Here is a 26,473-nt window from a genome sequence, read left to right as displayed (position 1 = left end):
CTCACGCCTGAGCGGTCGGCCTAACAACGATGTCGCTGATATCGACATCGGCGGGTTGCTCGATGGCGAAGGCTATGGCGCGGGCGATGGCATCGGGTGAAATTGCCATCTCGTCCATGCGCTTTGCCATCTCGGCCTTGATCTCTGGGCTGGTCATGGAGCCGGTGAAATCGGTTCTTATAAATCCCGGCGAGATGTTGGTGACGCGCAGATGCGGGCCGGCCTCCAGCCGCAGGCCTTCGGCGATGGTGCGCATGGCGTTCTTCGTGCCGGCATAGACGGCCATGGTCGGCTTGACGATGAGGCCGGCGGTCGAGAGCGTGTTGACGAAGTGGCCGGAACCCTGCCGGCGGAACACCGGCAAGGCTGCGGCGATGCCATAGAGCGGCCCCTTGATGTTGACGTCGATCATCTCCTCCCAATCCTCGACCCGCAGTTCATCAAGAAGGGAGATCGGCCCGATGCCGGCATTGTTGATCATCACGTCGATCCTACCATAGCTGTTGCAGGCAAGCGCCACGAGAGCTGTGAGGTCCTCGCGCTTTTTTACGTCCATGGCGAGGCAGACGGCCTCGCCGCCTCTTTCGGCGATGCGTCGCGCCAGGGCCTGCAGCCGGTCGGCGCGGCGGGCTCCAAGCACGAGCTTTGCGCCGCGCTCGGCCAGCAGCAGCGCCGTGGCTTCGCCGATGCCGCTGCTGGCGCCCGTGATTGCAATAACCTTGTCCTTGATATCAGGCATCTTCGTTCTCCTTTGTGCTTTTGAGGATTGCAGATGCTGCTTGGAGAATCTATGCTAGTTGCTCCATGATTTCGTCGAGATCGTCCAGAACCCATGATCGATCCCTTGTCCGATGTCTTTTCGCTGCTCGATATAGAGAGTGCGCGCTGCACACGTTTCGAGGTCGGCGGGCAATGGGCGTTTCGTTTTCCGGCCAAGCCCGCGCTCAAGTTCGTTGCGGTCCTGCGCGGCGCGTGCTCGATCGTTCTGCCGGGTGAGCCGCCATTTTCGCTTGTCGCGGGCGACACCTTCCTGCTTGCCAATGCGCCCGCCTATGTGATCGCCAACGATCTCGATAGGGAGCCGGAGGACGGGATCGCCTTCTTCGACTGGGAGCATTCCAACATCGCCCGGCACGGCGGTGGCGAGACCGCGCTGATCGGCGGCAGCTTCGTCATCGGCGGCGGCAACGCCCGGCTGCTGCTCGACGCGCTGCCGCCGTTCATTCATATCCCGGCCAGCGACCGCGCCGCCGCGCTCCTCAGCACTACGCTCGCAACCCTCGACGACGAACTCGAGGCCGGGCAGATGGGCTCGACGCTGATGACGCGGCGCATGGGCGACATCCTGCTCGTGCAGGCGCTGCGGGCCTATGTGGGCCGGGAGGGTGCTGCCGAAACAGGATGGATCGGCGCGCTGACAAATCCGCAGATCGGCGCGGCGATCAGCCTGATCCACAACAGCCCCGGCCATCGCTGGACGGTCGAGGCGCTGGCGACCCGGATCGGCATGTCGCGCTCCGCCTTTGCACAACGTTTCAAGGAACTGGTCGGCGTTGCACCCCTCGACTATGTCACGCGCTGGCGCATGCATCGCGCCCGCGAAGCCCTGCGCCGGGAGGATGTCTCGGTCGCCGGCCTTGCCGCGGCACTCGGATATTCCTCCGAAAGCGCCTTCGGAAACGCGTTCAAGCGTGTGTTCGGGCGCGCACCGAAGCGCTACTGGTCGGACGCGAAGGTCGGGTGAGAAGGCTGTTCCGCTTGCGAGGGTTGCTGGGGAATCCTATTGTCCGTCGGCAGACCATCGTCCTTGAAGGGGAGACTTCAATGCCGTCGAGTTTCAATGTCGAAAGTGCCGATGGTTATGAACGGCTGATGGGGCGCTGGAGCAGGAAGCTGGCGCCGATGCTGGTCGATTTCGCCGGTCTCGCGGATGGCGATCGCGTGCTCGATGTCGGCTGCGGCACCGGCAGCCTGGCGTTCACGCTGGCGGAAACGCCGGGTCTGCAGGAGATCGTCGCCATCGACTATTCGCCGGTTTTCGTCGAGGCCGCAACGCGGCGGAACACCGATCCGCGGATCACGATCCGGCAGGCCGATGCCTGTGCACTGCCGTTCGAAGATAATCGCTTCGACAGAGCGATGTCGCTGCTCGTGCTGCATTTCGTGCCAGAGGCGGGAAAGGCGATATCCGAGATGCGCCGTGTGGTGCGCCCGGGCGGCGTGGTCGCCGCCGCCGTCTGGGACCATTATGGTGGCATGTCCGGCATGCGGATGATGTGGGATACGGTGGCGATGCTCGACGAAAACGCTCTGCCCCTGCGCCGCAAATATTGTTTCCAGCCGATGATGCGGCCGGGGGAAATGCAGGAGAGCTTCATCGCGCAGGGCCTGGCCGATGTCGAGGAGACCTCGCTGCTGATCCGGATGGAATATCTTTCCTTCGAGGATTACTGGGATCCGATCGCCGCCGGCGAAGGACCGCTCGGCAAATATGTCGCGGGGCTGGACCCGGCGAAGCGAAAGGCGGTCGATGCCGCGGTCAGGGCCGCTTACGAGGCTGGGGAGCCGAATGGGCCGCGGTCGTTCGCATCGGTGGCGTGGGCGTGTCGGGGCAGGGTGCCGGGCGGCGGTTAGCGCCGGTGAACCGGCTGCGGTTGATGGGTAGCGCCGCCCCTTTTAGAGCGGGAGGCGTGCTGCTTGCTCCCTCTTCTCCCCAGCGGGGGGAAGGTGGCCCGAAGGGTCGGATGAGGGGGCGGAACGGCACTACGCTATTGATTTTTCGTCGCTTTCTCTCGGTTAATTGATTGCCCTTCGCTTGCGCTCAGTGCATTCGCGGTTACCGCTCACCCCCTCATCCGCCTGCCGGCACCTTCTCCCCACTGGGGAGAAGAGATTCGTGGCAGCCCGTTGCGCCAACGCCAGAGGGCGCTGGACGGTCGTATGCCTGCGACAAGGAGCCGCGTGGGACGCCACCCGATCACGGCATTCGTGATGGAACAGGGGCAGCATTGCTGACGTTATTGCCCGCTGTCTCGGACTGCAAACGCAGCCGTAACAGCATCACCCGCCCGTTTCGGGCACCCCTTCCGACGGCATCCGGAATTGCCCGCCTCGCCGCCGCTTTCGGACGGAGGAATATCAGATGTCCGCTTTGGAAAGCCTGCGCCGGCTGACGCCGCAGCAGCGCAACACCGTCATCGCCAGCTATCTCGGCTGGACGCTCGACGCTTTCGATTTCTTCATTCTCGTCTTCGTTCTCAAATATATCGCCGAGGAATTCCACACCGACGTTCCCGCCGTCTCGGTGGCGATCTTCCTGACACTTGCCATGCGGGCGCTCGGCGCGCTGATCTTCGGGCTGGCGGCCGACCGTTACGGGCGGCGCATCACGCTGATGGCCGACGTGCTGCTTTATTCGCTGTTCGAATTCCTCACCGGCTTCTCCACAGGGCTCACCATGTTCCTTGTGCTCAGGGCACTCTACGGCATCGCCATGGGCGGTGAATGGGGCGTCGGCGCCTCGCTTGTTATGGAGACGGTGCCGGAGCAGAGCCGCGGCATCGTCTCGGGCATCCTGCAGGCCGGGTATCCCTCGGGCTATCTGATCGCCTCGATCGTGTTCTTCCTGCTCTTCCCGGTCATCGGCTGGCGTGGCATGTTTTTTGTCGGCGCGGTGCCGGCGCTGTTGGTGCTCTACATCAGGCGCAATGTCGAGGAGAGCCCGGCCTTCCTGAAGCGGCAGGCCGAGGGGCGCCGGCCGTTCCTGACGGTTTTGCGCGAAAACATTCCGCTGTTCATCTGGGCGGTGCTCCTGATGACGGCGTTCAACTTCTTCAGCCACGGCACTCAGGACATCTACCCGACCTTCCTCGAAACCCAGCGCAACTATTCAAGCTATACGGTTGGCGCCATCGCCATCGTCTACAATATCGGGGCGATCTGCGGTGGGCTGTTCTTTGGCGCGCTGTCGCAGCGGATCGGCCGGAAGAAGGCCATCGTCATCGCCGCACTGATTGCGGTACCCGTCGCACCGCTCTGGGCCTATGCACCGGGGCCGGTACTGCTCGCCATCGGCGCTTTCCTGATGCAGTTCTTCGTCCAGGGAGCCTGGGGTATCGTGCCGGTGCATCTGAACGAACTGTCCCCAGACGAGGTGCGCGGCACCTTTCCCGGCTTCGCCTACCAGCTCGGCAATCTGCTGGCGTCAGGCAATGCGACGCTGCAGGCGGGGCTGGCCGCCCGCTGGGACGGCGACTATGCCTATGCGCTCTTGATCGTCGCGGCCGTGGTGGCGCTCATCGTCGCGGCCCTTGCCGGCTTCGGCTACGAGAAGAAGGATGTCCGCTTCGGCACGGAGGAGGCCGAGGAACCGCATGGCGCGATGCGAATCTAGCGCTGCCTGCGGTTACGAAGGCCGGCGGCCCTTGTCGCCGGCCTTTCCTTGCGGGCTGATATCTGATCGCAGCCGCCCGTTAGGCGCTCACCACGTCGCAGGCGCAGACTCGATCATAAAATGCCTGTCCCCGCCAGACGATGAACGGGAAGAGCCACCAGACCATGGCCGCTATTGTCCAGATGACGTACAACCCAGTCGTACCCTTGTCGGAAGGTATGTATCCGTCGTGGAACATGGCAAGCAATGCGTCGAAGTCTTGCGTCGGATAGATCGGAAACAGCGAGCTTGCGAAAATGGTAGCACTGAAAAGCAAATTCGGGCCGAATTTCAGAATTTCGCGTTTAAGGGCGGAGCCGAGGTTGAGATCTTTCCTATCGATCGATTGCACTCTCAGGAAGAAAACCGCCTTTCCGAATGTGCGACGGCCATTTGCAGAAAAGCAGGCGAAAGCCAGCACGATCAGCCCAATGTTGCCTATGCCGGATATCAAACCGGCATAGGCTGGTAAGGTTTTGGTTACCGGATTGTTGTCTGCGTCTACAGGCATGGTCAGCACTTGAGCTGGCGTCACGTAGTCCCACGGTTCGATCTGAACCGCTACCTGGAGATATCTCTGCTTTCCGAAACCAAGTTGGCGCACTTCGCAGATCTGGTTGGTGCGAAATTCGTTCGGCTTCAACGGCCAACCTGTGTCAACTCTTTTTGCAAGCTGATCGGGCACCTTCTCTGTGCACTCCATGGAGGTCCAACGGGGGAAACGGAAGTCCAGCGAGAACACCGTTGAGATGTAGTGGACTGTTATGAGGATAGCAGCTTGAAAGATGATAACGTCGACGGCAAAGGCCGCGAAGCGCCGCCAGAAGTGGCTCGACGCTAACGTGATGGGTTCCTGCGCCGCAGCTGTATTATCCATGTGCCCCTGTAGATCCGACGCTTTGAATCGTTCCGACGATAAGTACGAATATCCCGGTGTTTAATACAGTGTTTTGCACTCCATCAGGCTCGTATGCTCTGTTCCCACGCGATTTTACGCTCGGCCGCCGTCTGCTTTTCCGACTCGCGCTTTAGCCGGCCAAGCTGGCCGGTCGCAGCACGGTCATGCTGGAAGGCGAGCCGCCGCGATTCTCGGGCCATCCGGGTCGTCTCGGTGGCGTGACGATATGGCAACCGTCCTCGGGCGTTCCGGGACTTGCCGCCGCGCGGCGGCATGCTAGGTAAGGGCTGCCGGCATCTCCCTGCCGGATCGGTTTTTCCTCCACAGCCCCCGAGTTTCTCCATGTCCTTTTCTCCCGCCGCCGTCTGGCCCGTCGTCATGCTGTTTGCCTCCAACATCTTCATGACCTTTGCCTGGTACGGGCATCTGAAGCACAAGAGCAGCGCGATCTTCCTCGCCATCATCGTCAGCTGGGGCATTGCCTTCTTTGAATATTGCCTGGCGGTGCCGGCGAACCGCATCGGATCGGCGGTCTATACGACGGCTCAGTTGAAGACGATGCAGGAGGTGATCACGCTGATCGTCTTTTCCGGCTTCTCGATTTTCTGGCTCGGCGAGAACCTGACCTGGAACCATGCGATCGGCTTCGCCCTAATCGCAATTGGCGCATCCTTCATCTTCCGTGCATAAACTTTAGCCTTTTCAACAGATTACAAATCGTCCATGTCTAGATATCGCCACATTTCCTACAGATTGGCGTCGCAATCGGCTGGCAGCCTGTCACCTCAAGCATTTCCGGGCACGGAAGTGCTCTGACTTTTGTTCGACGCAATTCCGGACACAAAACCGCGACGCACTTTTGTTGGAATTGCTTTAGCGGTGATCATGAGGTGAACGGCCATGAGCCTGTCTTTCCCAACCATGGCGGCGATCCGGTTCGGCTATGGCTTCCGGCCGGGCGAGGCGCCGCCCAGCAGCAAGGACGAGCTCATCGGCCAGCTGCGCAAGGGGGAGGCGGCGATGCCGGACTTTCCCCTTGGCGGTCCCGACATGCGCCACCGGGCGATCCTCAGCCTGCAGGAGCAGCTCAAGCAGATCCGGCAAGACGCCAAGACGGTGACCGACGATACGACGCAGCGCGAGATGCGCAAAGGGGTGCAGCGCCAGGCGCAGCAGCAGTTTCAACATGATGTGAACCTGCGGCTGATGCAGGCGGTGTTGTCGCCGTACGGCTTCTACGAGCGGCTGGCGACCTTCTGGACCAATCATTTCTCCACCAGCGCCAACAAGAGCCTGCCGATGCGCCTCATCGTGCCGCTCTACGAGGCCGAGGCGATCCGGCCGTTCATATCAGGCAGGTTCGGCGATCTGCTGCGCAATGCCACCGCCCATCCGGCCATGCTGATCTATCTCGACCAGGCGGATTCGCTCGGGCCGGATTCGGCCGGCGGCATGAAACGCAACAAGGGGCTGAACGAAAATCTCGGCCGCGAGCTGCTGGAGCTGCATACGCTCGGCGCCGGCAGCGGCTATAGCCAGGCGGATGTGACCGCGGCGGCCATGGTGCTGACGGGGCTCACTATCGACCGCAAGGAGATGGACATCGCGTTCCGGCCGAATATTTCGGAGCCCGGGACACATGAGGTCCTCGGCGTCAGTTATGGCGGGCGCAGGCGCTCGCGCGACGATTATCTCGACATGCTCGACGATCTCGCGCTCCATCCGAAGACGGCGGCGCATATCAGCCGCAAGCTCGCGGTGCATTTCGTCTCCGACCAGCCTGACGAGGGGATGGTGTCCGATATGGCCGAAACCTGGCAGAAAACGGATGGCGATCTGACTGCCGTCTACACCGCCATGCTCGACCATCCCGCCGCCTGGCGCGACGAGGGCGCCAAGGCGCGCCAGCCCTTCGACTATATCGTCACCGGCCTGAGGGCGCTGAATGCGGGGCCGGTCAACGGCGTCGTCGGCAGCTTCCTGGCGGCGAACCAGCAGGGCACGGACGAGGGCGACATGGCGGCGAACACGCCTGGCATGGCAGGATCGCCAGTGCCGACGGATCCTGCCGGCGAGGCGAGGGAGAAGCGCCTCAAAGCCTTCCAGACGGCGCGGGCGCTGGGGCAGGGGGCACTCAAGCGCATGGGGCAGCCGACCTGGCTGCCGCCGAGCCCGGCCGGTTTCGAGGAAGGCTTCTCCGCCTGTATCACCGGCAGCCAGCTCGCCGAGCGGCTGGCCTGGGCAAGGCGGGCCGCGGCCCAGTTCGGTCGCGACCAGGATCCGCGTGAATTCCTGAAGTCGACGCTTGCCGATGCCGCCCGCGATGAGACGATCCGCGTGGTATCGCAGGCGCCGAACAAGATCAGCGGGCTGACGCTGGTGCTGGCATCGCCCGAATTCAATCGCCGCTAAGCAGACTTTCGTTGGCAAGCCAACGCTTCGTCTGCTTAGCTTTTTGGTTTTGTCGCAGGTTCTGGCCGGAAAACCGTTGGACACTTTTCCGGAACCTGCTTAGGAGGCCCCGCCCATGACGCTGCCCATGAACCGGATCTCGCTGTCCCGCCGCGGCTTTCTGACCTCTGCCTGCTGTCTTGCAGCCGCCCCCATCTTCACGCCGGTCACTTTCGCGGCGATGCCGGGTGATAACCGTTTCGTCACCATCGTGCTGCGCGGCGCGATGGACGGGCTGGATCTTGTGCAGCCCTATGGCGATGCCGGCTTTGCGGCGCTCAGGCCGACACTGGCGCTGACGCCCGATACCGGGCTTCTCGATCTCGATGGCCATTTTGGCCTCAATCCAGCGGCGGCCGAGCTGATGCCTCTGTGGAAGAGCCGGGAGCTCGCCTTCGTGCATGCGGTGTCGACGCCCTACCGCGACCAGCGCAGCCATTTCGACGGGCAGGACATGCTGGAATCCGGTGGCGAGCATGTCGCCGAGGAAAAGACCGGCTGGCTGAACCGGGCGCTCGCCGTCATTCCGCGCTCGGATGCGCGCAAGGCGATCGACATCAACACTTCGACGGAGCTGATCCTCTCCGGACCCAACAATGTCGATGTCTGGGCGTCGGATTCCAATCTGGCGCCGGCGCGCGACGAGATGCAGTTCCTGGCGCGGCTCTATGCCGGCGATCCGCCGTTCGCCGAAGCGCTTGCCGAGGCGACGCGGGCCGACAGCGCCTCGATGATGGTCGAGCCGGAGGGGCAGCGCGGCGCCAAGATCGCCGATGTGGCGGCGCTCGCCGGCAACATGCTGAAGGGCGATTACCGCATCGCCAGCTTCTCGATCAGCGGCTGGGACACGCATATCGGCCAGGCCGGCCAGTTCAAGCGGCCGGTGCAGGACCTTTCGCAGGCGATCAATACGTTGAAGACCACGCTCGGGCCTGAGATCTGGGCAAAGACGGTGGTGCTTGCCATGACGGAGTTCGGCCGCACCGTGCGCCAGAACGGCTCAGCCGGCACCGACCACGGCACCGGCGGCTGCGCGCTGCTTGCCGGCGGCGCCATCAACGGCGGCCGCATCCTCGGCCGTTGGCCGGGCATCGGCGACGGCCAGCTGCTCGACGACCGCGACCTGATGCCGACCGCCGACGTGCGCGAGCTCGCCGCGGCGATGCTGTACCGGCAGTTCGATGTGTCTGCCGATGATTTGACGGGGAAGATCTTTCCGGGACTGGGGTTCGACAAGGGATCGCAGTTTCTGCGGGGGTAGGCCCGATCTCGCAAAGCGTGAGCGATCGATCCAGTGAATCGATCGCAGAGGCCGAACGCCCTGAGCCCAAGCGAAAGGGCGGGCGGCGTCGGCGACAAGCCTTATCGGCCGGTCATCTTCAGTGCTGCCTCGGGAAGCCGCTCGCCTTGGACTTCGATGCCGGAGAGGGCTGTGTCGATCTCGGCGAGGTCGTCGGCGAGCAGGTCGACGTCTACCGCCCCGAGATTCTCTTCCAGCCGATGCTGCTTCGTTGTTCCCGGGATCGGAACGATCCATGGCTTTTGGGCCAGCAGCCAGGAGAGGGCGATCTGTGCGGGTGTTGCGCCCTTGCGATCGCCGATCCGCCTGATCAGGTCGACGAGCGCAAAATTGGCCTTGCGCGCCTCAGGTGAAAAGCGTGGCACGATGTTGCGGAAATCGCTCGCATCGAACTTGGTGTTCTCGTCGATCTTGCCGGTCAAAAAGCCTGCGCCGAGCGGGCTGAAGGGCACGAAACCGATGCCGAGTTCCTGAAGGACGGGCAGCAGTTCCGCTTCGGGGCCGCGCCAGAAGAGCGAATATTCGCTCTGGACGCCAGTCACTTTCTGAACGGCATGGGCGCGGCGGATCGTTTGAACGCCGGCTTCGGAAAGGCCGAAATGTTTGACCTTGCCGGCCGCGATCAGGTCCTTGACGGCGCCCGCCACGTCTTCGATCGGCACGTCGGGATCGACGCGGTGCTGGTAGAACAGGTCGATGCGATCCGTCTTCAGTCGGCGCAGCGAGGCATCGGCAACCGCCTTGACATGATCGGGGCGGCTGTTCGTGCCGCCGCGGCGTTCACCGGTTTGCTGATCGATATCGAAGCCAAATTTGGTGGCGATGACCACCTGGTCGCGGATCGGTGCGAGCGCCTTGCCGACAAGCTCTTCATTGGCAAAAGGGCCATAGGCTTCGGCCGTGTCGAAGAAGGTCACGCCCTGCTCATGGGCGGTGCGCATCAATCTGATCATGTCGCCTTCGTCGGCGGGCGGGCCGTAGGCGACGCTCATGCTCATGCAGCCGAGACCGAGTGCCGAGACTTGGAGATCGCCGATATTGCGTATTTTCATGGTCGTATCCGCGCTTGTTTTGCGAGGTGAAGGCGAAGAAGCGTCATCGGACGCAGCGGCTGCCCCAGGTCTCGCAGTTGAGTTGACGTGAACTTAGTCCTCGTGTCAGCTTTCGATTAGATGCTGTAATGCGCATGGACCTATAAGGCGGACTAATGAATGCCCCAGGACAACAATTTCAACGAACTCGTCGCCTTTCTCACCGTCGCCAGGGAACGGAGCTTCACCAGGGCCGCCGCCAAGCTCGGCGTGTCGCAATCGGCGTTGAGTCAGACGGTGCGCGGTCTCGAAGAGAAGCTGGGGCTTCGCCTCTTGACCCGCACGACCAGAAGCGTGTCGCCGACGCAGGCAGGGGAACGTCTGCTGGAACGGGTTGGACCGAGATTTGAGGAAATCCAATTCGAGATCGCCGCCTTGAGCGAAATGCGCGAGCGGCCGGCTGGCACCATTCGCATCACGGCAGGCGAGCATCCTGCGATTTCCGTTCTCGCCCCGGCATTGGCGCGATTTCTTCCTGATAATCCCGATATCAATGTCGAGGTGATCGTCGACTACGGCCTGACCGACATCGTCGCGGAGCGTTACGACGCCGGCATCCGGCTCGGCGAGCATTTGGCGAAGGACATGATCGCGGTTCGGATCGGCCCCGAGGTATGCATGGCAGTCGTTGGCGCGCCCTCCTATTTCGACCACCATCCGCGCCCTGATGTCCCGCAAGATCTGACGGCTCACAACTGCATCAATATGCGGCTGCCGACGCACGGGACGATATATCCCTGGGAGTTCGAGAAGGACGGACGTGAACTGCGCGTCCGTGTCGAGGGCCAAACGGTGTTCAATAACATCGCCATGCGGATCGGCGCCGTGCTGGACGGGTTGGGACTGGCCTACATGCCCGAGGACCAGGTTCAGTCCTACATTGAAGACGGGCGGCTGATTCGGGTTCTGGAGGACTGGTGCCAACCCTTCCCTGGATACCATCTCTACTATCCGAACAGGCGGCATGCATCTCCCGCCTTCACCCTGTTCGTCGATGCGCTCCGCTATAGAGGAAAGTAATGCCGATTTTATTCCATCACGGCTTATCAACAGCTCGTGATTAATTAGTCCGCCTAATAGACCCTAGCTGTCCGAGGCGTCTAATCCTTTCGGTCCGATGCCGTTACCTTCTCGCCATCTGAAACGAAGCGAGAAGCCTACATGCGAAATGGATTGTCCAACACCCTGGCCGCATTGCTGCTTGCCTCAGCGCAGCTTGCCGCGCCATTGGCGACAGCTGCCGATGCGGCAAAGCCGGAGCCATTGGTCATCCAGGAGCAGGGCAGCTTTGCCGTCGGGGGAACCAGCACGACGGCGCCCGGAACTTTCGACCCGCTGAAACCTCTCGATCCCTCGGGGCAGACCTATCACGGCGATCATGCCTTTGTCTTCTATCAGGTGCCGGCAAACCCGCGTCAGTATCCGATCGTGATGTGGCACGGTGCCGGACAATTCTCCAAGACCTGGGAGACGACGCCCGACGGCCGCGAAGGCTTCCAGAACATCTTCCCGCGTCGAGGTTTCTCCACCTATCTCGTCGACCAGCCGCGCCGGGGCGAGGCGGGACGGAGCATGGCCGAGACAACAGTGAAGCCGACGCCAGACGAGCAGCTCTGGTTCAACCAGTTCCGTGTCGGCATCTGGCCGAACTATTTCGACGGCGTGCAATTCTCCCGTGATCCGGAAGCGCTGAACCAGTATTTTCGCGCGATGACGCCGAACACCGGGCCGTTCGACATGGACGTTGTGTCGAATGCGGTGGCAAAGCTGTTCGAGAAAATCGGTCCCGGCATTCTTTTCACTCACTCGCAGGGCGGCGGACCGGGCTGGCTAACGGCCATCAAGAGCGACAGGGTTAAAGCCATCGTTGCCTTCGAACCCGGCAGCAGCTTCGTATTCCCGGCAGGCGAGGTCCCAGCCGATATGCCGAGTGCCTTCGACACGCTGAAGGGCGTGCCGGTGCCGATGGACGACTTCATCAAGCTGACGAAGATCCCGATTATCATCTACTACGGCGACAACATTCCCGACCAGCCGACGACGATGCCGGCACAGGACAGCTGGCGCGTGCGCCTGGCAATGGCGCGTCTGTGGCGCGACACGGTGAACAGGCATGGCGGCGATGTCACCGTCGTGCACCTTCCCGAAATTGGCATCCGCGGCAACACCCACTTCGCGTTCTCCGACTTGAACAACGTAGAGATCGCCGATCTGGTCTCGACGTTCCTCCGCGAGAAGAAGCTCGACTGATCCCGGAAATCATGAGGTGAAGACCATGAAACAACTGTTGGGAAACCTGATGCTGTCGGCAGGCATGATGCTGGCCGTTCTGCCGGGCGTCGTCAGTGCTCAGACACCGGCAGAAGGGGACGACGAGTCCCGGCGCTCACGCGCCCAGCAGCTGATGGGCGCGACCGCGCCGAAGCTGGCTGAACTGACCGACGACGTCCTCTATGGCGACATATGGGAGTGCCCGCAGCTGTCGAAGCGGGATCGCAGCCTGGTCACTGTTGCCGCGCTGATCGCTATGAACCGGCCCGACCAGCTCAGATCCCATCTTGCCATGGCCCGCCAGAACGGTGTGACCGAGGACGAGCTGATCGAGACGATCACCCACCTTGCCTTCTACGCCGGCTGGCCGAATGCGGTCTCGGCCGTTGCCGTCGCGAAAGACGTGTTCGGACGTGAATGAGACGAGGGGCCTTCCGCTTTTGCCGAAGCCGGTCGCCCGAATCTTCCGCACAAAACCAGGAAAAGACATCCATGCGTCATCTCATCAAGCGCATTTCCATCCTCTTTGCCATGGCCGGCGTCGCGGTTCTGGTCGGGTGGAAGGTCGACGCCGAGCCGAACCGGACGACGCTGCCAGAATTGGCTGGCCTCGTTCACTACACGACCGTCAGGCGCGGCAACGTGACCGAGCATATCATGACGACGAATGAAGCCATCCAGGCGGTGAAGAACGGGCAACCTGTTCCCGACGGTACGCACTTCGTGCTGGTCGATTACCGCGATGGGGAAGTCTATCGCACCTTCGTCATGGAAAAGGGCCGCGGCTGGGGCGGCGATTATGCCGAAGACCGTCGCACTGGCGACTGGCAGTTCCAATGGTTCAAGCCGGACGGCACAGTCAACATGGCCGAGAACACGGCGCGGTGCCAGTCCTGTCATTCGTCCAGGGCCGACGAAGACTTCCTCTACACCCTCGACGCTCTCAAGGAATTTAACGGAGCCGTCATTGACTAGGCCGGATCGAATCCCCGGCGAGGGCGTCACATCGTGAGTCCTTTTTTCGTGATGCGCCTCGTGCTTGACTTCACCGCCGCCGGGCTGCTTCTGGCCGCGCTCGCCTACTGGTGGCTCGATAACACCTCGCATGAGCTGATCGGCACTGGCATGTTCGTCCTTCTCGTCTCGCACAACGTCTTCAACAGGCGATGGTGGGCGCGCCTTCCAAAGGCGGTGCGCGGCAGGCCGAGTTTTCTGACAATCGCTTCGAATATCTCAATCGCCTTGGCGATATCAGCATTGCTGGTGACCAGCGTGCTGATTTCCCGCACGGTATTTGCTTTCCTTCCCTTGAGCGGTGGGCCGACGGCGCGCGAAATTCACATCCTCGCGGCCTATTGGGCGTTCATCCTCGCAGCCGTCCATCTTGGCCTTCACTGGTCGATGATCATGGTGGTCACTGGGAAGCTCTTACGGGTTGGGCCGCCAAACGCGATCCGGACCGGATGCCTTCGTGCCGTTGCGGGCGCAATTGCGGCATACGGCATTCACAGCATATTCGTCATGGGAATCGGAGACCGGCTCATGGCCCGGCCGTCGATCGATTTCTGGGACTTCCAGGATTCCACGATCGCGTTCTTTTTGCATCACATCGCGATACTGGGGGCGTGTGCATGTGCTGCTTACTATGCGGCTGTCTGGCTTCGATGGGCAAGTGCGATGCGTCGGGTGACGGATGCCGGCCAGTGATGTTTGTGACGGCTGTGGGGATATGGAGTTTGCGGCTGCCCGGCCCTTCGCTTGGGCTCTGGGCGTTCGACCTTGCAATCGATTCACTGGATCGATTGCCCCGCGCTTCGCGGGACCACGTCTCACCCTAGAACATCATAGAGGCGGAAGATGAAGCTTATCTGGTAGATCAGGTTGGCGATGACGAAGGTGGCGTGGAAGCGGCGGTTGGGAGTCCAGGCGGCGATGGTGCAGAGGATGATGTAGACAATGTTGCGCGCGGGATATTCTCAGCCGAGCGAGAGGATGCGTTCATGACCTTTGATCGCCGTATCGAGAATATCGACGGCGTAGGTCAGGCCGAGGATGCCGAAGAACCATTTGCGCCGGGAAATGAAATATTCTTCGTAGCCGCCATATTCGTCGAGCGAGGCAGGAAAGAGCAGGGCGCAGAGCAGGAAGAACAGGCTGCAGAAGCAGATCAGGAAGAGATAGATGCCGAAGCCGATGGCCGGCACGGCCTGCAAGCGATATTCCCACCACCAGATATGGATGATGAACAGGAACATCGACAGCGCCCAGCCGAGATGGATGGGGTAGACCTTGGCCTTGGCTGGATGCTGGACGATGCCGGCAACGCCGGTCAGCACCCTGGCGAGCGAAAGGCTGATGACCATGCCCATCACCACCTTGATGTGAAGGAAGACCTCCGGCGAGCTGACCGTTTCCATGTTGTCGATCCCCGGCCTGTCACTCCTCGGGGACTTGCTTGGGCTTGCCCTCTTCGTCGAGCGCCACCATGATGAAGGTGCCGGCCGTCACTTTTTCCATTTTGGCATAACGGGCGCGGTTCGCCCAGGCTTCGACGCAGAGCGTGATCGAGGTGCGGCCGACGCGCTCGATATCGGTATAGACCGACAGCGTATCGCCGATCTTGACCGGCAGCTCGAAAGCCATCTCCTTGACGGCGGCAGTGACGACACGGCCCCTGGCGCGCTCAGTGGCGCGGATGCCGGAGGCAAGGTCCATCTGCGCCATGACCCAGCCGCCGAAGATATCGCCAGCCGGATTGGCATCACCGGGCATCGCAAGTGTGCGCAGCGTCAGTTCGCCTCTCGGCTTGGCGGCATCGGTCATCAAGTTTTCTCCATCTGGGTGCGGCGTCGGGCCGGCGATTCACTGGAGAGCACCCTAGTGCAAAGGCCGTGGGCTGTAAAAGACAGCAATGCCGGGTGCTAGAGGCAGCCGGCGGGAAAAATGTTGCCGCCTTTGCCGATTGAAATTTCATTCGATTTCAAATGGTTGAATTTTACGGCTGTCACCTGACCTTACGTTATTTAATGGCCTTCTAATTAAGCTTTACGCTCCAGTAATTCCGGCAATTCAGAATGCGATCGATCTCAAATACAAGAATCGCCGGGAACCTCATGCGCAACGTCAAGATTTCCACCCGTCTCTACTGCCTCGTCGGATTCACGCTTGCCGTGCTTGCGGCGACGATGGTCTTCTTTCTGAACTATTCCTATTCCGAGCTGGAAGCGGAGCGGAAGGCGGGGCTGGCGCAAATGGATGCGACGGCGCTCGGCATCTTCGACAAATATTACAAGATGGAACAGGCGGGCACGATGACCCGCGAACAGGCGCAGGCGGCCGCCAAGGACGTGATCGGCGCGATGCGCTACGGCGCCGACGGTTATTTCTGGATCAACGACATGCGTCCCACCATGGTGATGCATCCGATCAAGCCGCAGCTGAACGGCACCGATATCTCCCAGATGAAGGATCCGACGGGCAAGTTCCTGTTCGTTGAGTTCGTCAACAAGGTGAAGAAGGACGGCAAGGGCTTCGTCGATTATCTTTGGCCGAAGCCGGGCGCCGACCAGCCAGTGCTGAAGTATTCCTATGTCGCCGGTTTCGAGCCCTGGGGCTGGATCGTCGGCACCGGTGTCTATGCGGATGATCTTGCCGCGCTCTATCGCCAGAACGCGATGTGGGCCGCAGTGCTCTGCCTGCTTGGCGCCGCCGCCACGATCGCGATCGCCTATGCCATCGTGCGCAGCGTCACGGCGCCGATCGCCCGGCTGAAGGCAGCGATGAACGCGATTGCCGCCGAAGAAGCATCGGTGGAGATCGCCGGCAGTGACCGTCGCGATGAGATCGGCCAGATGGCCAAGGTGCTGCTGGTGCTGCGCGACTCCGTCGATGAGCGTAGCGCGCTGCGCGGGCGGGAAGACGATAGGCAGCGGCAGATCGAGGAAGAGCGTCGCGGCAACGAGGCAAGTCTGCGTTCGGCGTCCGAGCGGCAAACTCTAGCGATGCAGGCGCTCGGCGTCGGCCTGGAGAAGCTTGCGGGCGGTGACCTGACGGTTGCGATCGGCGATATCGGCGAGGATTACGCCAAGCTGAGGGGCGATTTCAACGCCGCTGTCGATGCACTGAACGGCGTGATCCATGCGATCGCCGAATCGAGCCATGTCGTCAACGAAAGCGCTTCCGACATCAGCGAGGCGACCGGCAACCTGTCGAAGCGCACGGAGCAGCAGGCGGCCGCACTCGAAGAGACGGCGGCAGCGCTCGACGAGATCACCGCGACGGTCAAGACGGCATCCGAACGGGCGAACGAGGCGCGCGAGATGGTGGCCGAGACCAAGGCAAGTGCCGGAAAATCCGGCGAGATCGTCCGCAATGCGGTGACGGCGATGGGCCGGATCGAGGATTCCTCCAACCGCATTGGTCAGATCATCTCGGTCATCGACGAGATCGCCTTCCAGACGAATCTTCTGGCGCTGAATGCGGGCGTCGAGGCCGCACGCGCCGGCGAAGCGGGCCGCGGCTTTGCGGTCGTTGCGCAAGAGGTACGCGAACTCGCCCAGCGTTCGGCCAATGCGGCCAAGGAGATCAAGGAACTGATCAGCCGATCGGCGACGGAAGTCGAGGGCGGTGTGGCGCTGGTGCGCTCGACGGGCGAAGCGCTGCTGGAAATCGAGGCGCTGGTCAATCAGGTCAACGACCACGTCGCCTCGATCGCCACTGCGGCACGCGAGCAGTCGACCGGGCTGAACGAGATCAACGGTTCCGTCAACCATATGGACCAGATGACCCAGCAGAATGCCGCGATGGTCGAGGAGACGACGGCGGCGAGCCGCACGCTCGCAGACGAGAGCACCCAGCTGAAGACGCTGCTTGCGAATTTCCGCCTGCGCGGGGAGCAGTCAGCAGTCACCCGATACACACGGGCTGCGTGAGGAAACGGAGAGATCAAGGGCCGGGAAACCGGCCTTTTTCATTTCCGTCGCGTTCAGATTGTGCCGGTAAGTTTTCATTCACCGTTTTTAATTAAAATTAGAGTGAGTTTTTTCGGTCACTGCCCAGCCAGCCTGCGGAAGCGATAAGAGTATGGCGTTTGTTTCCTTTCCTCGGCGAACCCTTTTGCCCGTTATCCTCTCGGCGGCGCTGACCACCTGTTCGATCAGCGACGGACTGGTGCCGCCGGCCAATGTCGACAACGGCACCAGGGTCAGCTCGATCTCGCCCGCGCGGGCGCCAGCGGCGCGCATGGCGCCCTCGGTCCGAATGGCACCTGTGGAAAGTCAGGCCTCCTATCCGATTTCCAGCGCGCCCGTTGGCAATAGCCAGGGCTCCGTCGATTACCTTGACACGCCGAACCTTGCCGGTACCGGCCACGCTGCACGAGCCGCTCCGCCGCAAACCGCACCGGGGCGCAAGCTGCCGATGATCGACAGCGACGAGGCGCTGGCGCAGCAGAACCAGAACTGGGGCGGCACGCAGGATCTTGCGATCCCATCCGGCGGCGTCAACATGGATGATGAGCTCGGAGCCGAGCCGGTCGTCGGGCTGGCGCAGGAACAACAGCAGCAGATCGCCGAGGGCAATGCCACCGAGCCTGTTGTCGACGGCATTGGCACCGACAATCCGACGCAGCTCAACCAACCCATGCGCCAGCCCGCGCAGCAACCAATGCCGCAGCCGGCTGCGCAGACGCAGATGAGCCGGGCGCCCGCCTGGAACGACGGCAGCCCGGTGGTGGCGCCGACCCGTGTTCCCGAAGAGGACGAGAGCGAAGAGGTCGCGATGCTGCGGCCGAACAATCCGATGATGAGCGAGCCGGCGACACCCGTCGATCCCAGCGTCATGCCATCCTCCGAGCTTGCCTGCCGGCGCGAGCTGAAGCGCATGGGCGTGCTCTTCGACGACAAGCCGCCGATTTCGAACGGCCCGTCCTGCCAGGTGCCTTATCCGGTGTCGCTGAAGGGGCTTTCCGGCAATATCGGCGTCCGCCCGGCTGTAACGCTGAACTGCCAAGTGACGCTCGCCTTCGCCAAATGGGTCAAGAACGAACTGGCACCGTCCGCCCGCTACCGTTACTGGTCCGGCATCAAGACGATCCAGCCGCTCGGCGGCTACTCCTGCCGGCGCATGAACAACAGCCGGCAGAAATACAATCCGATGTCGGAACACGCCCGCGGCAACGCCATCGACGTCGGCAAGTTCGTGCTGAAGAACGGCCACGAGATCGACGTGCGCAAGAAGGGCCTGTTCTCGCTGCGCGAGGGGCGGCTGCTGAAGGCGGTGCGCAGCGACAGCTGCCGCTATTTCAACACTGTGCTGGGGCCCGGCAGCAACCCGGAGCACTGGAACCACTTCCACTTCGATCTTCGCTCCCGCAAAAGCGGCAAGGCCTATTGCGACTGATGCATGTCCTCCTGAACCATGCGGCGGATGCTGATGTTGCGGCCGCAATTGGGCCGGCTGGCAGAAAATGGTTCATCCCCGCCGCAGGGCACGCTATAGATCGGCCAGGCGGATTGCCGTTTCGAGAGTTTGATCCATGAGCTATGATTTCCACGTCGGCCAGAAGGTCGTCTGCATCAACGATACCTTCAAGCATGTCAGCATCGACCAGCTCATCCGCAAAGGCGAGATCTATACGATCCGCTGGGTGGGCGAATATACCCATTATATCGACGGCACCTTCATCGGGGTGAAGCTTGCGGAAATCAATCGCGGCAATGACGACGGGCCGGAGGGTTATGGTGCTGCCGACATGCCCTATCGCGCGACGCGCTTCCGGCCGCTGGTGAAGGACAAGATCGGATCGCTGCGCAAACTTCTGGCCCCGACGCCCGATGCGCCGGTGGAACCGAAGGAAAAAATCAGGAAGAAAGAGAAGGTCTGAGCGCCGCTCGGCGACATCGGCATTTTCCCGACTTTATGCGCGCGACATCAACGCCGTGATGACGCGATTGTGCCTTCAGGGTGCCTGTGCAACAGTCCGCGTCGGACATGTTGAGGAGGGGCCGTGAGACCGATTTCGAGAATTCTGGCGCTTTGCGCCGCCATCGCCATCATGATCTCGGCAGCGGGGGCGGCGTCAGCCGATCCGCTGGTTTTCAACTATCATGGATGGCAGGTCGATCTCACCAACGCCAAGGGCGCGGAGCCCGACCGGGAGATGGTCGCGGCCGTCAAGCGGCAGCTCGACATTGTCGAGCATATCGATCTTAAACCCGATGTTCTCACCTTCATGCGCACGATCAGGATCTGGGCCAACCCAGCCGCCGCAAAAGCCGGGCCCGGCCATTACAGCAGCAAGACCGGCATCGACCTGCGCGTCAAAAGTCTTGCGCCCGACAAGCCGATCATCCTGCATGAACTTCTGCATGCCTATCACGACCGGATGCTTCCGGGCGGATTCGACAATCCCGATGTCAAGCAATTCTTCGATATCGGCCGGCGGGTCTGGCCGGGCGATTCCTACATGATGAGCAATGGTCACGAGTTCTTCGCGGTCACGGCCAGCGTCTACCTGTTCGGTGACATCGATCGGCCGCCTTATTCGCGCAGCCAGCTGCGAGAGCAGCAGCCGCGATACTACCAGTGGCTCGCCACGCTGTTCGACGACGGCCGGCCGCGCTCGTAACGTCGCAGCAGATGCAGTGATCGGATCAGGCCGTCTTCCTGCTCAAGAACAGCGCAGTTTCCTTGCGGACCTCAAGCACGCCGTTGCACTGCCTGAACGCATCGGCAATGGCTTGACGGAACTTGGTGAGCTGCAGTTCGCCGGCGCCATCGCCGGGTGGATAGGAGGTGAGCGCCAGGAATACATCCTCGGGCTCAGTGATCCGCAGGCTTGCCGGATGCTGCGACATGCTCACGTTTCCAAATTGCGACCGCATCAATCGTTCGGCAGCGTCATATCCGAAGGCGTCGGCAGCCGGATCGGATGGGGCACTGCCGAATATGGTCGTTAGCTCGTAGATCTCGCGCATATTGCCGGCGCCGTTGGTTGTGACCGCGAGTAAGCCGCCTGGTTTCAGCACTCTTGACATGTCCGCGATGCCGGCGGCCGGGTTGGGCAGGTGATAGAGCATATGCATCGCGACCACGGCATCGAACACGCCATCTTCGAAGGGGAGTGCGGCTGCGTCGGCTTGGCAACCCCGGACGGAGCCGAATGGCAGGGCGCTGCAACGCGCCACCGCCTCGTCGACCATGCCTTGTGAAAGGTCGGCGAGCGTCAGGTCAAGATTCTCCGGCAGCAGACCTGCCGTTGCTGCCCAGAACCAGGCCGGCCCGCAGCCGACGTCGAGGACACGAGCGCCTGGCTTCAGGGACAACCGCGCCGCAACCCATGGAAACCAGGCCGTCTCGGCGATGGTGTATTGGCTGTGCAGCCGAGCCCGCGCGGCGAGCTTCCGGCTGTCCCCATACTGTCCCGCATTGTCTGCTGTTATGGAGGACATGTCATCTCTGCGGGCTTTTCACGGGCGCCACCTCGCGCTTGCCGGCAGAACCTATAGGGGGCTCTCTTCCCGGGCAAGACGTGACTTTGCTCAGCGGGTAGGTCTGCTCGCGCAGCTGCCGTCGAGGATTGCCTTGATGTGATGAGTTTGGCGGAGAAACAAATCGTATCCGATTAAATCGGAATGTTGTTGACATCGGTTTTGGTGCGGCGTATTAGAGCGCATCCGATTTAATCGGATGCGTAATAAAACCGAAGGGATATCACCATGACCGAGAAGCTTCTCTTTACCGGCAAAACCCACATCTCCGGCGGCCGCAACGGCTCTGCACGCAGCAGCGACGGCACGATCGACATCAAGCTGCCGCAACCGCATCCAGTTGCCGAAAACCTGTTCGGCATCGCTTGGTCGGCCTGCTATATCGGCGCCATCGAGTTCGCCGCCTCGCAGCGGAAGATCACGCTGCCGGCCGGTCCCGAGGTCGATGCGGAGATCGATCTTAACGTCGATAACGGTTCCTTCTTCCTCAGGGCGCGCCTCAATGTCAGCCTGCCCGGCATCGATCGCGACGTCGCGCAGGAGCTGATCGAGGCAGCCCATGGCATCTGCCCTTATTCCAAGGCGACACACGGCAATATCGACGTCGAGACCAAGCTTGTCTGACCGCGGAAGGGTAGACCTCACCGCCAGAGGATTTGATGCGGAGGGCCTGCCGATCGCCGGCAGACCCCTTCCTGAGGTAGCAGGCACCGGAAATCTTGCCGATCTGGAGAATACGCCATGATCAATAGCCACGCCCAACCGCACCAGGCCTATGACGAGTTTTCGCTCGTGCTCGATCCTGATGTCTATGAGCCGTTACCCGATGACTGGCTGATCGGCATCACCGACGTCGTCAGCTCGACCGCGGCGATCCGGTCGGGGCGCTATGAAGACGTCAACTATGCCGGCGCATCTGTTATCGCGGCGCTCGGCAATGCCTGGGGTTCGTTCGATTTCCCCTTCGTGTTTCGTGGGGATGGGGCGGCATTCGCCTTGCCGCCGCACGGCATCATGGCCGCGACCTCGGCGTTGCGGCAGGTCGCGAGCTTTGCAAGAAGCGATCTCGATCTTACCCTTCGGATCGGGCTGCTCACCGTGCGTGAAATCCGCAATAGTGGGCGCGACGTCAGAATTGCCCGCTATGCGGCTTCGGAAAACGCGACCTATGCGATGTTTGCAGGGGGAGGGCTCAAATGGGCGGAGCAGCAGATCAAGAGCGGCCGGTATCTGGTCAAGCCGGGCCGCTACGCGACGAAGCCTGATCTGACTGGCCTCAGCTGTGACTGGACCCCGTTCCCAAGCCAACGTGGCGAGATCCTGTCGCTGCTGGTCGAGCCAAGTGACCATATCGGTCCCGAGGTCTTTGCGGGGCTGGCGAAACGTGTGCTTGCGGTTTTCGATGCCGCGCCGCGCCAGTCTCATCCGCTTCCCGGCGGTGTTCCTTTGTCAGGAGAAAGTGGGAAGCAGGTCGATGCGAAAGGCTGGTCGGAGGTCGCTGCCAATTCGGATTTCCGCAAGTTCGACGACGGTTTGCGCCTGACGCTGGACTGCACGCCGCAACAGATCGACAGGGTCGAAGCGATCCTCGTTCCGGCAAGGGCGCGCGGCGAGATCAACTTCGGACTGCACCGCCAGTCGCATGCGCTGATGACTTGTCTCGTGCCATCGGACAGGCCGGATTCGCACCTGCATTTCCTCGACGGGATGGGCGGCGGTTATGCGAGGGCGGCCGAGATGATGGAGGCTGGTGCGCTTGGCGACGTCCAGCATCATGCGCGCTGAAGACCCGTTCAGCCGGCGAGACGTCGTGACCGCCAAGAGACCTAAGCGGGTGTGCCTGGTTCTCGCATGGCCAGGTTTGCCAGCATCTCAGTGAGCTGAGGCAAGGCCAATTCGGCTTCTTTTTCTATCGCGGCGGCGGTGAACCATCTGAGCTCGGTGTGTTCATCACCGATAAGTCGCGGCCGGCCGCGCCATTTATCTACGTGATAGACATGGAACGTGACGGATGCTTCGGGCGGGCCTCCCGATCCGAACCGTCCTGCAAACTGCCAGAGCTCCGGCGTCACGCCTATTTCTTCCATCAATTCCCGGCACATTGCCGTCTCGGCGTCTTCACCCTCTTCGATATGGCCGCCCGGGAGGCTCCAGCGATCCGGGTGCTCCTTGCGCTCCGAACTGCGCCTGGCCAGAAGAACGGTTCCGTTCCGGCTCAAGACGCCCATCGCGATGTCGGGCATGCATTCTCCTCTCCTCATCAATCTCGCGCCGATGCTGCCCGCAGCCACGGCTCTTTGCAATGACCAGTCGTCCATCGAGACAGTCGAGGTACAGCCTGACAGGGTAAGTTGACCCCTGTATTGCCCGGGCGCATAGTCCCCGGACAGACGCGAATGACCTGCTGCTGCGAACGAGGTCGGTCAGTCGATCTTCGTCCGTTTCCGAACAGATCAAACGGAGAGGAGAGCGTCATGCCACCCACATCCCTATCAACGCCCACGCGGCGCGAGCTGCTTGCGGCCACGGCCGCCGCCGGAGCCATGACCATGCTTGCAGGGACGCGCATCGCGCAGGCGAATGGTGATGGGCTTATCCCCTTCAGCGTCAATTTTCCCGAGGATCAGCTTGACGATCTGCGCCGGCGCGTCGTGGCCACCCGTTGGCCTGACAGGGAGACCGTCGCGGACGATACCCAGGGCGTGCAGCTCGCAACGATCCAGAAACTCGCGAAGCATTGGGCGACGGATTACGACTGGCGCAAGATGGAGGCGCGGCTCAATGCCTTGCCGCAATTCATCACCGAGATCGACGGGCTGGATATCCACTTCATTCACGTGCGCTCCCAGCATAAAAATGCGCTGCCGTTGATCGTCACACATGGATGGCCTGGCTCGATCATCGAGCAGCTGAAGATCATCGAACCGCTCGCGGATCCCACGGCGCATGGCGGGAGCGAAGAGGACGCATTTGACGTGGTGATCCCGTCTTTGCCGGGCTACGGCTTTTCCGGGAAACCGACGGGGTCGGGGAACTGGAACCCGCCGCGCATCGCGCACGCTTGGGTGACGCTGATGCAACGTCTCGGCTACACGAAGTTCGTGGCGCAGGGTGGCGACTGGGGCAACGCGGTCACCGAATTGATGGCGGTGCAGGAGCCGCCGGGATTGCTCGGCATCCACACGAACATGGCGGCCACGGTTCCGGCTGACATCGCCAAGGCTCTTGCCGCCGGCGGCATGCCGCCAGCCGACCTGTCGCCGGACGAAAGGCGCGCCTTCGATCAGCTCGACGATTTCTACAAGAATGGGCTGGGCTATGCCATTGAGATGAACAACCGGCCGCAGACGCTCTACGGCATCGTCGACTCGCCGGTCGGGCTTGCGTCGTGGATGCTCGATCACGACATCCGCAGTTACCGGATGATCGCCCGCGTTTTCGACGGAGAGCCCGAGGGGCTGACCAAGGACGATATCCTCGACAACGTCACGCTCTACTGGCTGACGAACACCGCAATCTCCTCGGCACGCCTCTATTGGGACAACGCGCACCATCCGTCGGGCGGGTTCTTCGACCCCAGGGGCATCAAGATCCCGGTGGCGGTCAGTGCTTTTCCCGATGAGATCTACCAGGCGCCGCAGAGCTGGGCGGAGAAGGCCTATCCGAAGCTCATCCACTACAACCGGCTGCCGAAGGGCGGTCACTTCGCCGCCTGGGAACAGCCGATGGCTTTCACTGCCGAGCTTAGGGCTGCGTTCCGGCCGCTGCGGCAGTAGACCCCAGGCGAGATCAGGCGACTGATGCCGCGATCACGATTTCCCCGGTTCGCCCTGCATTGACCGCAGAAGGTTGTCGCGCAGCGTCGTCACCGATTGCTGCACGACCGGAAAGTCGTCGCCGAGGCCGATGGCGCCAAGCAGCGCGTTGCCGGGATCGGTTTCAACCAGTTGGCGTCCTGCCGGCGTCAGGCTGACCCGCACCTGCCGTTCATCGGCGGGATCGCGGTGACGGGTGATAAAACCATTCGACTCCAGTTTCTTGAGGATGGGCGTCAACGTGTTGGATTCGAGGAACATCTTTTCCCCCAACACGCCGACGGTCTGGTCGTCCTCTTCGGAGAGGGCCACCATAGCGATATATTGGGTATAGGTCAGGCCAAGCTCGTCCAGGATTGGCTTATAGGCGCGGCCGAAGGCGAGATTTGCCGAATAGACCGCGAAGCACAGGAAATTCGAAAGTTTCCTGCCGTCCTTGCCCGCCGGCGGGGAGGCGGGCGCGGGCATATCCGGCCCCTTAGCTGCTTTAGATGTCGGCATCGGTCCATCCTGTCCGGGCTTTCTAACGATGAGACCTATATAAATCGTATCCGATTAAATCGCAATAGTGTCGAAGTCGGTTTTCGATCCTGCCGTGGTGACCCGACAAAGATCAGCGGAAACTCCTGGGAGGCTTGCCATACTTCTTGCGAAAAGCGGTCGCGAAATGGGCGGAGTCGGAGAATCCGATTTCAAAGGCGATCGCCGTCATGGGCAGTGTGCTATTGTCGATCAGAAAACGGCCATAGCGCAATCTCGTCTCGACGATAAAGCGCTTCGGGGTCATGCCGATATTGTCCTGGAAGAGACGCGCGAACTGGCGTGGCGACAGGCCGACCAGAGAGGCCACCTGTTCCGGTGAGACGTCGCGGCCTTTCCGACTCTCGATGAGAACGACGGCTCGCTGTATGCGCGAATCTTCTGTGCGGCGAAATGTTGTGGCGCGGCCGTGATCGAAGACGCTCATGTGCTTCTGCTCCGTGAGCGAAAGCTGGTGCACGGCCTTGGCCGCCCGATCCGGTCCGCAATGCGTGCGGATGAGTTCAGTCATCAGCGACAGGATCGATACGCCGCCAGGCACGGTAATGCGACCGTTTTCGATCAGGAAATCATCGCGCGTGGAGAAGGCTAGACGCGGAAAGGCAATACGGAAATCCTCCGCATGAAACGGATGAACGCACGCCTTGCGTCCGGCAAGCAGTCCTTCCTGCGCCAAGACGAAGGCGCCCGTGCAAACACCAATTACCGGGACACCTGCCGATGCCGCCACCCTGAGATAGTCGCGATGCTTGCTAGGTGCAGCGCGCAGATGTGGCAGGAGGCCACCGATAACCACGACGTAGTCGAAGTCGGTCGGGTTGATGTAGGGCGCATCGGCGTGAACCCGGATGCCGCAGCTGGCGACCGCTGCATGGCCCGGAGCCCCCATGATCGACCAGCGACAATGTAATGGACGGGAATTGTCGGCGAAGTCCGCCGCATGCCTGAGAGGCTCGACGATACCCGTCAGCGACATCATCGGGAAGGTCGGCCAGAGGAGAATGCCGACGGAGAGATCGGCCTTTCGGTCGCGTGCGACCAGAAGCCGCTCGGCCCAAAGATCGTCGAGCCAGCGCACATAGTCTGGCTCGCCGGCGGATGCTTCAGGAGGTTGCTCGGATGTGATCATGGGCGCAGCCATGTCCTTTTTTCAAAGAAAATGTCTGATTTATAAAATTCAGGCGCG

The 26,473-nt window shown here is 61.7% G+C and carries 26 protein-coding genes and 1 pseudogene; 18 read left to right on the top strand and 9 right to left on the bottom strand.

Features of this window, described 5'->3' with window-relative positions:
* Position 1: 1 nt before the first annotated feature.
* Positions 2-739 (bottom strand): SDR family oxidoreductase, encoded by a 738-nt coding sequence (locus AC1D2N_RS06405; RefSeq protein WP_130729111.1) that lies wholly within the window; start codon positions 737-739, stop codon positions 2-4.
* Between the two features lie 93 nt (positions 740-832).
* Here AC1D2N_RS06405 and AC1D2N_RS06400 point away from each other — a divergent pair, with 93 nt between their 5' ends.
* The 3 genes from AC1D2N_RS06400 (at position 833) to AC1D2N_RS06390 (ending at position 4,393) form a co-directional block, all read left to right on the top strand.
* Positions 833-1,744: an AraC family transcriptional regulator gene (locus tag AC1D2N_RS06400; protein WP_130729110.1), complete on the top strand. Its 912-nt coding sequence runs from the start codon at positions 833-835 to the stop codon at positions 1,742-1,744.
* 80 nt (positions 1,745-1,824) lie between these two features.
* Positions 1,825-2,634: a class I SAM-dependent methyltransferase gene (locus AC1D2N_RS06395; RefSeq protein ID WP_130716863.1), complete on the top strand. Its 810-nt coding sequence runs from the start codon at positions 1,825-1,827 to the stop codon at positions 2,632-2,634.
* Positions 2,635-3,142: 508 nt separating this feature from the next.
* Positions 3,143-4,393, top strand: coding sequence for an MFS transporter (locus AC1D2N_RS06390; protein WP_130729109.1), 1,251 nt, complete (start codon positions 3,143-3,145; stop codon positions 4,391-4,393).
* A 79-nt stretch (positions 4,394-4,472) separates the two neighbouring features.
* Here AC1D2N_RS06390 and AC1D2N_RS06385 read toward each other — a convergent pair whose 3' ends face one another.
* Complete coding sequence (locus AC1D2N_RS06385; protein WP_003560332.1) at positions 4,473-5,309, bottom strand: RDD family protein; 837 nt, start codon at positions 5,307-5,309, stop codon at positions 4,473-4,475.
* 363 nt (positions 5,310-5,672) lie between these two features.
* Between AC1D2N_RS06385 and AC1D2N_RS06380 the strand changes: the two genes are divergently transcribed.
* The 3 genes from AC1D2N_RS06380 to AC1D2N_RS06370 all read left to right on the top strand — a co-directional run bounded on the left by AC1D2N_RS06380 (position 5,673) and on the right by AC1D2N_RS06370 (position 9,042).
* Positions 5,673-6,020 (top strand): DMT family protein, encoded by a 348-nt coding sequence (locus tag AC1D2N_RS06380; protein WP_003560330.1) that lies wholly within the window; start codon positions 5,673-5,675, stop codon positions 6,018-6,020.
* A 210-nt stretch (positions 6,021-6,230) separates the two neighbouring features.
* A complete protein-coding gene (locus AC1D2N_RS06375; RefSeq protein ID WP_130729108.1) occupies positions 6,231-7,742 on the top strand; it encodes a DUF1800 domain-containing protein in 1,512 nt (503 codons plus the stop codon).
* Between the two features lie 115 nt (positions 7,743-7,857).
* Positions 7,858-9,042: a DUF1501 domain-containing protein gene (locus AC1D2N_RS06370; RefSeq protein WP_130729107.1), complete on the top strand. Its 1,185-nt coding sequence runs from the start codon at positions 7,858-7,860 to the stop codon at positions 9,040-9,042.
* A gap of 101 nt (positions 9,043-9,143) precedes the next feature.
* Here the strand turns inward: AC1D2N_RS06370 and AC1D2N_RS06365 are convergent, their stop codons facing one another.
* Positions 9,144-10,133, bottom strand: a complete 990-nt coding sequence (locus AC1D2N_RS06365; protein ID WP_130729106.1) for an aldo/keto reductase — start codon at positions 10,131-10,133, stop codon at positions 9,144-9,146.
* Positions 10,134-10,292: 159 nt separating this feature from the next.
* Here AC1D2N_RS06365 and AC1D2N_RS06360 point away from each other — a divergent pair, with 159 nt between their 5' ends.
* The 5 genes from AC1D2N_RS06360 (at position 10,293) to AC1D2N_RS06340 (ending at position 14,150) form a co-directional block, all read left to right on the top strand.
* Positions 10,293-11,192: a LysR family transcriptional regulator gene (locus AC1D2N_RS06360; protein ID WP_018242487.1), complete on the top strand. Its 900-nt coding sequence runs from the start codon at positions 10,293-10,295 to the stop codon at positions 11,190-11,192.
* A gap of 141 nt (positions 11,193-11,333) precedes the next feature.
* Positions 11,334-12,422 (top strand): alpha/beta hydrolase, encoded by a 1,089-nt coding sequence (locus AC1D2N_RS06355; RefSeq protein ID WP_130729105.1) that lies wholly within the window; start codon positions 11,334-11,336, stop codon positions 12,420-12,422.
* A 25-nt stretch (positions 12,423-12,447) separates the two neighbouring features.
* Positions 12,448-12,864, top strand: coding sequence for a carboxymuconolactone decarboxylase family protein (locus AC1D2N_RS06350; protein WP_197729030.1), 417 nt, complete (start codon positions 12,448-12,450; stop codon positions 12,862-12,864).
* A 71-nt stretch (positions 12,865-12,935) separates the two neighbouring features.
* Positions 12,936-13,418, top strand: coding sequence for a cytochrome P460 family protein (locus tag AC1D2N_RS06345; protein ID WP_130729103.1), 483 nt, complete (start codon positions 12,936-12,938; stop codon positions 13,416-13,418).
* A gap of 33 nt (positions 13,419-13,451) precedes the next feature.
* Positions 13,452-14,150 carry a DUF4405 domain-containing protein gene (locus AC1D2N_RS06340; RefSeq protein WP_130729102.1) on the top strand — a complete coding sequence of 233 codons (699 nt, stop codon included), beginning with the start codon at positions 13,452-13,454 and terminating at the stop codon, positions 14,148-14,150.
* A 122-nt stretch (positions 14,151-14,272) separates the two neighbouring features.
* On the opposite strand, the pseudogene AC1D2N_RS06335 reads toward AC1D2N_RS06340, so the two are convergent.
* Together AC1D2N_RS06335 and AC1D2N_RS06330 are read right to left on the bottom strand one after the other, a co-directional pair.
* Positions 14,273-14,860: pseudogene (locus tag AC1D2N_RS06335) on the bottom strand (hypothetical protein).
* A gap of 19 nt (positions 14,861-14,879) precedes the next feature.
* Positions 14,880-15,266: an acyl-CoA thioesterase gene (locus AC1D2N_RS06330; protein WP_003560314.1), complete on the bottom strand. Its 387-nt coding sequence runs from the start codon at positions 15,264-15,266 to the stop codon at positions 14,880-14,882.
* Between the two features lie 290 nt (positions 15,267-15,556).
* Here AC1D2N_RS06330 and AC1D2N_RS06325 point away from each other — a divergent pair, with 290 nt between their 5' ends.
* From AC1D2N_RS06325 to AC1D2N_RS06310, 4 genes are all read left to right on the top strand, one after another.
* Positions 15,557-17,374: a methyl-accepting chemotaxis protein gene (locus tag AC1D2N_RS06325; RefSeq protein WP_026230800.1), complete on the top strand. Its 1,818-nt coding sequence runs from the start codon at positions 15,557-15,559 to the stop codon at positions 17,372-17,374.
* A gap of 151 nt (positions 17,375-17,525) precedes the next feature.
* Positions 17,526-18,842: an extensin-like domain-containing protein gene (locus AC1D2N_RS06320; protein WP_026230801.1), complete on the top strand. Its 1,317-nt coding sequence runs from the start codon at positions 17,526-17,528 to the stop codon at positions 18,840-18,842.
* A gap of 136 nt (positions 18,843-18,978) precedes the next feature.
* The gene (locus AC1D2N_RS06315; RefSeq protein WP_003560309.1) at positions 18,979-19,326 is read left to right on the top strand and encodes a CAP-Gly domain-containing protein; all 348 of its coding nucleotides are present in this window, start codon (positions 18,979-18,981) and stop codon (positions 19,324-19,326) included.
* Positions 19,327-19,449: 123 nt separating this feature from the next.
* Positions 19,450-20,070 (top strand): hypothetical protein, encoded by a 621-nt coding sequence (locus tag AC1D2N_RS06310; protein ID WP_130716849.1) that lies wholly within the window; start codon positions 19,450-19,452, stop codon positions 20,068-20,070.
* Between the two features lie 25 nt (positions 20,071-20,095).
* Here AC1D2N_RS06310 and AC1D2N_RS06305 read toward each other — a convergent pair whose 3' ends face one another.
* Positions 20,096-20,893: a class I SAM-dependent methyltransferase gene (locus AC1D2N_RS06305; RefSeq protein WP_018447227.1), complete on the bottom strand. Its 798-nt coding sequence runs from the start codon at positions 20,891-20,893 to the stop codon at positions 20,096-20,098.
* Positions 20,894-21,160: 267 nt separating this feature from the next.
* Between AC1D2N_RS06305 and AC1D2N_RS06300 the strand changes: the two genes are divergently transcribed.
* Together AC1D2N_RS06300 and AC1D2N_RS06295 are read left to right on the top strand one after the other, a co-directional pair.
* Positions 21,161-21,556: an Ohr family peroxiredoxin gene (locus AC1D2N_RS06300; protein WP_018447228.1), complete on the top strand. Its 396-nt coding sequence runs from the start codon at positions 21,161-21,163 to the stop codon at positions 21,554-21,556.
* 117 nt (positions 21,557-21,673) lie between these two features.
* Complete coding sequence (locus AC1D2N_RS06295; RefSeq protein WP_018447229.1) at positions 21,674-22,717, top strand: DUF3095 family protein; 1,044 nt, start codon at positions 21,674-21,676, stop codon at positions 22,715-22,717.
* Between the two features lie 41 nt (positions 22,718-22,758).
* On the opposite strand, the gene AC1D2N_RS06290 is transcribed toward AC1D2N_RS06295, so the two are convergent.
* Positions 22,759-23,175, bottom strand: a complete 417-nt coding sequence (locus AC1D2N_RS06290; protein ID WP_130716847.1) for an NUDIX hydrolase — start codon at positions 23,173-23,175, stop codon at positions 22,759-22,761.
* Between the two features lie 231 nt (positions 23,176-23,406).
* Here AC1D2N_RS06290 and AC1D2N_RS06285 point away from each other — a divergent pair, with 231 nt between their 5' ends.
* Complete coding sequence (locus tag AC1D2N_RS06285; RefSeq protein WP_018447231.1) at positions 23,407-24,708, top strand: epoxide hydrolase family protein; 1,302 nt, start codon at positions 23,407-23,409, stop codon at positions 24,706-24,708.
* 33 nt (positions 24,709-24,741) lie between these two features.
* Here AC1D2N_RS06285 and AC1D2N_RS06280 read toward each other — a convergent pair whose 3' ends face one another.
* On the bottom strand, positions 24,742-25,215 hold the full coding sequence (locus AC1D2N_RS06280) for a MarR family winged helix-turn-helix transcriptional regulator (protein ID WP_018447232.1): 474 nt from the start codon (positions 25,213-25,215) through the stop codon (positions 24,742-24,744).
* A gap of 145 nt (positions 25,216-25,360) precedes the next feature.
* Complete coding sequence (locus tag AC1D2N_RS06275) at positions 25,361-26,416, bottom strand: GlxA family transcriptional regulator (protein ID WP_130729485.1); 1,056 nt, start codon at positions 26,414-26,416, stop codon at positions 25,361-25,363.
* Between the last annotated feature and the right edge of the window lie 57 nt (positions 26,417-26,473).

The sequence above is a fragment of the Rhizobium sp. P1_B8 genome (genome assembly GCF_056406515.1).
The sequence above is the reverse complement of the archived record's forward strand: the minus strand, read 5'-3'. Positions and strand labels throughout refer to the sequence as shown.